The following is a 6000-nucleotide window of genomic DNA, read 5'->3' as shown; positions in this document are numbered from 1 at the left end:
CAGTAGTGAAACGATGCATCGCCGATGGTAGTGTGGGGTTTCCCCATGTGAGAGTAGGTCATCGTCAAGATTAAATTCCAGAACCCCTGTTTGCTAACGCAAACAGGGGTTTTGTTTTGGGCGGTCGAAAAGTGAGTGAGGCGCTTTGCCGCTTCCTTCAATGCTAAATCCCTGCCTTTCTATGCAATGGCCTTGTGCATGGCTATCATGCGGGCCTCATTGTGAGGCGATACTTGCATGCTGACGTTGTTAAAACTTCTAAAAGACGGCCGATTCCATTCCGGAGAAGCACTGGGTGCCGCATTGGGTGTTAGTCGCAGTGCTGTCTGGAAGCAGCTCCAGCACCTTGAGGCAGAGTTGAATTTACCCATCCATAAAGTCCGTGGCCGTGGGTACCAGTTAGCGTCGCCTCTGACGCTGTTGAATGCTGAAGAAATTGCGCTGCATACGCCTGATTTGGGCTGGCCTGTTCATATCTCAGACTCCATTGATTCCACCAATGCCCAGGCGTTGCGCTTGGTTGAGGCTGACTGTGTTGCGCCATTCCTGGTGCTGGCCGAGCAGCAAACAGCGGGCAGGGGGCGACGGGGCCGCAAGTGGGTGAGCCCCTTTGCGCAGAATGTGTATTACAGCCTTGTATTGCGTGTTGAGGGTGGTCTGCGCCAACTGGAGGGTCTTAGCCTGGTTGTAGGCTTGGCGGTCATGCAGGCTTTACGGGCGGTGGGTGTGAAGGACGTGGCCCTGAAGTGGCCAAATGACGTGTTGGTCGGGAAGAAAAAAATTGCCGGAATTTTGCTCGAGTTAGTAGGGGATCCTGCTGATATTTGTCACGTAGTGCTCGGAATAGGCATCAATGTAAATATGCAGAAATCTGCTGAGATTGATCAGCAATGGACGTCGGTCGGCATCGAGAAAGGTGCGTCGGTTGACCGAAACTATTTGGTGGCGCAGCTCGGGCTGCACCTGAAAGATTACCTGGGCAGGCATAAGGCGTTTGGGTTTTCGGCGCTCCAGGAGGAGTGGGAGCAAAACCATTTGTGGCAGGGCAAGGCTGTGTCCCTGATAGCCGGCGTTCACCAGATAGATGGGATTGTGCTGGGTGTCGACCACCAGGGCGCCTTGCGATTGAGTGTTGAGGGTATCGAGAAGATATACAGTGGTGGTGAGTTAAGCCTGAGGCTGCGTGATGATTCTTGAGCTCGACTGTGGGAATAGCTTTATTAAGTGGCGCGTGCTTGATTCAGATAAGGCTGCTGCGTCTGCAGAAGGCGTTGTAGGTTCGGATCTCGCTTTGATTGAGAGTCTGGTAGCTGTTCCGGGCTTGGTGCTGACACGCTGCCGTTTGGTGAGCGTTCGCGCAGCGCAAGAGACTGCTCAATTGGTTGAGGCGTTGCAAGCAGCTTTTGGCGTCACCGTGGCCTGCGCTGCCTCGGCTCGAGAAATGGCTGGAGTGCGTAACGGCTATGAGGCATTCGAGCGTCTTGGCCTTGATCGTTGGCTGGCAATGCTCGGCGGGTTCAAGTTGGCCTCGGGTGCTTGCCTGGTGTTGGATTTCGGCACGGCCGCGACGGCGGATTTTATTGCTGCTGACGGTGAGCATCTTGGCGGCTTCATATGCCCGGGTATGCCCCTCATGCGCAACCAATTGCGAACCCATACGCGCAAGATTCGATACGATGATGCGGCGGCTGAGCAAGCCCTGGAGCAGCTATCTCCGGGTCGAACCACCGTAGAAGCCGTAGAGCGTGGCTGTACGCTTATGCTTAGAGGGTTTGTATTGACCCAGCTTGAGCTGGCCCGGCGCTATTGGGGGGATGAATTCACGGTTTTCCTCACTGGGGGGGATGCTGACTTGGTCGCGGATGCTGTGCCGCAGGCGCGCTTGGTTCCAGACCTGGTGTTTGTGGGGTTGGCCATGGCGTGCCCTTTGTCCTGAGGTGTTTATGCGTTGGTTGTTTTTACTTCTGCTTGTTCTTAACGTCTTCTATTACATTTGGCATCACCAGGAGGCGCCGTTGCGCGCCAAAGACGTGACTCCTCTAAGCCTCTACCGTGGCTCACAGCAGGATATTCGATTGCTGAGTGAATCGTCAGACCCTGTGGTGCGGCGAGATCGAGCAAAAGCCGCCGATGCGCAAAATACCTGCTTATACATCGGCGGCTTTGCGGATCAGCGGCAAGCGCAGTCGCTGGAGCAGCGCCTTATTAGCCTGGATATAAAGGTAAAGGTGCAGATGCTCAATGCACCTGATGCATCTGGCTATTGGTTGCGTGTGGCGCCTGATAGCAGGCGCTTGGCTGACGATCTGTCCTTTGAAAACCTTGCTAAGGAATTCAATGAGTTAAAACATAAAATAATGTTGTGCGAAGGCGTTGCAACTCTCCAATAGTTTGCATAGAATGGCGCCCGCTTCGCAGTGAAGACCTTTTCGGTCAGCACGGTGAAGCGAAGGTCAACGCAGCTAACCTCATATTTTTTAATGAGAAAATGCTTGACAGAAGGTCGGCGTGATGTAGAATGCCGGCTCGCTTAGGAGGGGTTCCCGAGCGGCCAAAGGGATCAGACTGTAAATCTGACGTCTACGACTTCGAAGGTTCGAATCCTTCCCCCTCCACCATTTTTAGCGTGAGCTGCAAGCTCCGCGGGTATAGTTTAGTGGTAGAACCTCAGCCTTCCAAGCTGATGATGCGGGTTCGATTCCCGCTACCCGCTCCAAGTTTGCAGGTTGTGCATGGTGTTTTGCTCTTGTAGCTCAGTTGGTAGAGCACACCCTTGGTAAGGGTGAGGTCAGCGGTTCAAATCCGCTCAAGAGCTCCATATAACAAGGCAGATATGAAAATATCTGCCTTTGTTTTAACGGCTGCCTCGGCTTGAATTTGTTTCTCCTGGTCGTGTTTCCGGGTGATTTCGGGTCTATTGGGGTTGGTTGTTGTAAAGTCTTTTTCAGGCCTGCATAATGGTCGGCCTGATTTTGTTTTAGGTCAGTAGCTCAATTGGCAGAGCGACGGTCTCCAAAACCGTAGGTTGGGGGTTCGATTCCCTCCTGACCTGCCAGATTCACGTGGTGTGTCTGGCTTTCTTTTCACAGGATCTTCATAGATGACTCCTAAGGCTGAAGCTCAAAGCTCTCGTTTCGATCTGGTCAAGTGGCTCGCTGTAGTCGCATTGGTGGTCGTAGGCGTTGTTGGCAATCAGTACTACTCTGCTTCGCCGATCCTGTACCGTGTACTTGCTTTGCTTGCTCTTGCTGCTGTGGCTGTTTTTGTAGGCCTGCAGACTGCAAAAGGCAAGTCTTTCGCGGTTCTCGTAAAGGAAGCGCGCACCGAAATTCGTAAAGTCGTTTGGCCGACTCGCCAAGAAACCACGCAGACCACGTTGATTGTTGTGGCTGTTGTTCTGGTTATGGCGTTGCTGTTGTGGGGGCTTGATTCCCTGCTAGGCTGGCTTGTTTCCTTGATTGTTGGCTAAGGGTGTCCCGTGGCTAAGCGTTGGTACGTTGTGCATGCTTACTCCGGTTACGAGAAGCATGTTATGCGCTCTTTGCTGGAGCGCGTAAAGCTCGCAGGAATGGAAGATGGCTTCGGCGAAATTCTGGTTCCCACTGAAGAAGTGGTTGAAATGCGGAATGGCCAGAAGCGCAAGAGTGAACGTAAGTTCTTCCCTGGCTACGTGCTGGTTCAGATGGACATGAATGAAGGTACTTGGCACTTGGTCAAGGACACTCCTCGTGTTATGGGTTTCATCGGCGGTACTGCTGATAAGCCTGCTCCGATCACTGACAAAGAGGCAGAAGCAATTCTGCGTCGTGTTGCTGATGGCAGCGACAAGCCCAAGCCGAAGACGTTGTTCGAGCCGGGTGAGGTTGTTCGTGTCACAGATGGTCCGTTTGCTGATTTTAACGGTACCGTCGAAGAAGTTAACTACGAAAAGAGCCGGATCCAAGTGGCGGTGCTCATTTTCGGTCGCTCTACTCCGGTAGAGCTGGAGTTCAGCCAGGTCGAGAAGGTCTAGCTGAGAAAGCATCCCAACCCCGCAGCCTTAGGCTGTGGGGTTTTGTCGTCACTGGGATAAACGCGCAAGTAACCGGGGAGCCTTTCGAGGCGCTTGAACCCGTAATTGGAGTGCCTCATGGCCAAGAAGATTACCGCTTACATCAAGCTGCAAGTGAAGGCCGCTCAGGCCAACCCAAGTCCACCCGTCGGCCCAGCTTTGGGTCAGCACGGCGTGAACATCATGGAATTCTGCAAGGCCTTCAACGCCCGTACTCAGGGTCTTGAGCCAGGTCTGCCGACTCCAGTGATCATCACTGTATACAGCGACCGTAGCTTCACTTTCGAAACCAAGTCGACCCCGGCTTCGGTTTTGTTGAAGAAAGCTGCAGGTCTGACCAGCGGTTCCGCTCGTCCTAACACCGTTAAGGTTGGCACCGTAACTCGTGCTCAGCTGGAAGAAATCGCGAAAACCAAAAACGCGGATCTGACTGCAGCTGATATGGATGCAGCCGTGCGTACCATCGCCGGTTCTGCTCGTAGCATGGGCCTTAACGTGGAGGGTGTGTAATGGCTAAGCTGACCAAGCGCCAAAAGGCTATCGCCGGCAAAATCGAAGCAGGCAAGGCCTACAACTTTGTAGACGCCGCTGCTTTGCTGACCGAGCTGTCGACTGTCAAGTTCAGCGAGTCTGTTGACGTTGCTGTAAACCTGGGTGTTGACCCACGTAAATCCGACCAGGTCGTTCGTAGCGCTACTGTGCTGCCACACGGTACTGGCAAGACTGTACGTGTAGCTGTCTTCACCCAAGGCCCGGCAGCTGAAGCTGCTCTGGCCGCCGGCGCCGATCGCGTTGGTATGGACGACCTGGCTGCCGAAATGAAAGGCGGCGACCTGAACTATGACGTAGTGATCGCATCCCCGGATGCAATGCGCGTTGTAGGTCAGTTGGGTCAGATCCTCGGTCCACGTGGCCTGATGCCTAACCCTAAAGTCGGCACCGTAACGCCAGACGTAGCTACCGCGGTTAAAAACGCCAAGGCTGGTCAGGTTCGTTATCGCACCGACAAAAACGGCATCATTCACACCTCCGTTGGCAAAGTCGGCTTTGATGCCGTCAAGCTGAAGGAAAACGTTGAAGCCCTGATCGCTGATCTGAAGCGTATCAAGCCAGCTTCCTCGAAAGGTATCTACGTCAAGCGCGTTACCCTGAGCACCACTATGGGCCCAGGTCTGGTCATCGACCAAGGCTCGCTGGACGTATAAGACACACATTGGTGCGAGAAATCGCGCCAATTGAAAAAATTGGGGTCCCTGCCTGGCGGGGGCTATCCAAGACCGTAGGCGGCGCAAGTCTTAAACCTCAAGCCTACGCAGATGGTGCTCCCGGTTCCTTACCGAATCAGACACCAAAACGACATCCGGCTTCGGCCAGATGAAACGGTAACAAGCAGGAGTTAAACCCGTGGCAATTAATCTCGAAGACAAGAAGGCCATCGTCGCTGAAGTCAACGAGGCTGCCAAAGCTGCTCTGTCCGCTGTCGTGGCTGATGCCCGTGGTGTGACAGTAAGCGCTATGACCGGACTCCGTAAAGAGGCTCGTGAAGCTGGCGTATACGTACGTGTTGTACGTAACACCCTGCTCAAGCGCGCTGTTGCTGGCACTGATTACAGTGTTCTCAACGACGTGTTCACAGGCCCGACCCTGATTGCGTTCTCCACTGACCATCCTGGCGCTGCTGCCCGTTTGTTCAAGGAATTCGCCAAGGGTCAGGATAAGTTCGAGATCAAGGCAGCTGCGTTCGAGGGCAAGTTCCTCGCAGCTAACCAAATCGACGTACTGGCAACACTGCCGACCCGTAACGAAGCTATTTCTCAGCTGATGAGCGTGATTCAAGGCGCTACCAGCAAGTTGGCTCGTACTCTGGCCGCAGTTCGCGAGCAAAAAGAAGCTGCCGCAGCCTAAGGCTGAGCATCTCCTTTCGCGTATTTTTGTTTATTTCGATGGCC

8 protein-coding genes and 4 tRNA genes are annotated in these 6000 nt (G+C 53.8%); all 12 read left to right on the top strand.

Going from position 1 to position 6000, the window contains the following annotated elements; genetic code table 11:
* Positions 1 to 237 precede the first annotated feature (237 nt).
* Positions 238 to 1197 carry a bifunctional biotin--[acetyl-CoA-carboxylase] ligase/biotin operon repressor BirA gene (birA, locus tag ACOZK9_RS18225; RefSeq protein ID WP_421556298.1) on the top strand — a complete coding sequence of 320 codons (960 nt, stop codon included), beginning with the start codon at positions 238 to 240 and terminating at the stop codon, positions 1195 to 1197.
* Complete coding sequence (locus tag ACOZK9_RS18220; RefSeq protein WP_122250401.1) at positions 1187 to 1936, top strand: pantothenate kinase; 750 nt, start codon at positions 1187 to 1189, stop codon at positions 1934 to 1936. The genes birA and ACOZK9_RS18220 overlap by 11 nt, the downstream gene beginning before the upstream one ends.
* A 7-nt stretch (positions 1937 to 1943) precedes the next feature.
* Complete coding sequence (locus ACOZK9_RS18215; RefSeq protein ID WP_421556297.1) at positions 1944 to 2390, top strand: hypothetical protein; 447 nt, start codon at positions 1944 to 1946, stop codon at positions 2388 to 2390.
* 143 nt (positions 2391 to 2533) lie between these two features.
* Positions 2534 to 2618: transfer RNA gene (locus ACOZK9_RS18210), tRNA-Tyr, on the top strand.
* A 24-nt stretch (positions 2619 to 2642) separates the two neighbouring features.
* Positions 2643 to 2716 (top strand) — tRNA-Gly (locus ACOZK9_RS18205).
* Between the two features lie 26 nt (positions 2717 to 2742).
* Positions 2743 to 2818, top strand: a tRNA-Thr gene (locus ACOZK9_RS18200).
* 161 nt (positions 2819 to 2979) lie between these two features.
* Positions 2980 to 3055, top strand: a tRNA-Trp gene (locus ACOZK9_RS18195).
* A gap of 45 nt (positions 3056 to 3100) precedes the next feature.
* Entirely contained in the window at positions 3101 to 3469 is a 369-nt protein-coding gene (gene secE / locus ACOZK9_RS18190) for a preprotein translocase subunit SecE (RefSeq protein WP_058414067.1), read from the top strand.
* Positions 3470 to 3478: 9 nt separating this feature from the next.
* Positions 3479 to 4012 (top strand): transcription termination/antitermination protein NusG, encoded by a 534-nt coding sequence (nusG, locus tag ACOZK9_RS18185; RefSeq protein WP_003176436.1) that lies wholly within the window; start codon positions 3479 to 3481, stop codon positions 4010 to 4012.
* A 117-nt stretch (positions 4013 to 4129) separates the two neighbouring features.
* Positions 4130 to 4561 (top strand): 50S ribosomal protein L11, encoded by a 432-nt coding sequence (gene rplK, locus ACOZK9_RS18180; protein ID WP_003176435.1) that lies wholly within the window; start codon positions 4130 to 4132, stop codon positions 4559 to 4561.
* Entirely contained in the window at positions 4561 to 5256 is a 696-nt protein-coding gene (rplA, locus tag ACOZK9_RS18175) for a 50S ribosomal protein L1 (protein WP_003232403.1), read from the top strand. The genes rplK and rplA overlap by 1 nt, the downstream gene beginning before the upstream one ends.
* A 199-nt stretch (positions 5257 to 5455) precedes the next feature.
* The gene (gene rplJ, locus ACOZK9_RS18170; protein WP_048724894.1) at positions 5456 to 5956 is read left to right on the top strand and encodes a 50S ribosomal protein L10; all 501 of its coding nucleotides are present in this window, start codon (positions 5456 to 5458) and stop codon (positions 5954 to 5956) included.
* Positions 5957 to 6000: the final 44 nt, after the last annotated feature.

This window comes from Pseudomonas kitaguniensis (genome assembly GCF_049199985.1).
GTDB lineage: Bacteria > Pseudomonadota > Gammaproteobacteria > Pseudomonadales > Pseudomonadaceae > Aquipseudomonas > Aquipseudomonas kitaguniensis.
This window is presented reverse-complemented; position numbering and strand designations above follow the sequence as displayed.

What these genes read in the sequence shown, in the direction of transcription:
- rplA (WP_003232403.1), top strand. Translation starts at nt 4,561, where the DNA reads ATGGCTAAGCTGACCAAGCGCCAAAAGGCTATCGCCGGCAAAATCGAA.
- rplK (WP_003176435.1), top strand. Translation starts at nt 4,130, where the DNA reads ATGGCCAAGAAGATTACCGCTTACATCAAGCTGCAAGTGAAGGCCGCT.
- ACOZK9_RS18220 (WP_122250401.1), top strand. Translation starts at nt 1,187, where the DNA reads ATGATTCTTGAGCTCGACTGTGGGAATAGCTTTATTAAGTGGCGCGTG.
- secE (WP_058414067.1), top strand. Translation starts at nt 3,101, where the DNA reads ATGACTCCTAAGGCTGAAGCTCAAAGCTCTCGTTTCGATCTGGTCAAG.
- birA (WP_421556298.1), top strand. Translation starts at nt 238, where the DNA reads ATGCTGACGTTGTTAAAACTTCTAAAAGACGGCCGATTCCATTCCGGA.
- ACOZK9_RS18215 (WP_421556297.1), top strand. Translation starts at nt 1,944, where the DNA reads ATGCGTTGGTTGTTTTTACTTCTGCTTGTTCTTAACGTCTTCTATTAC.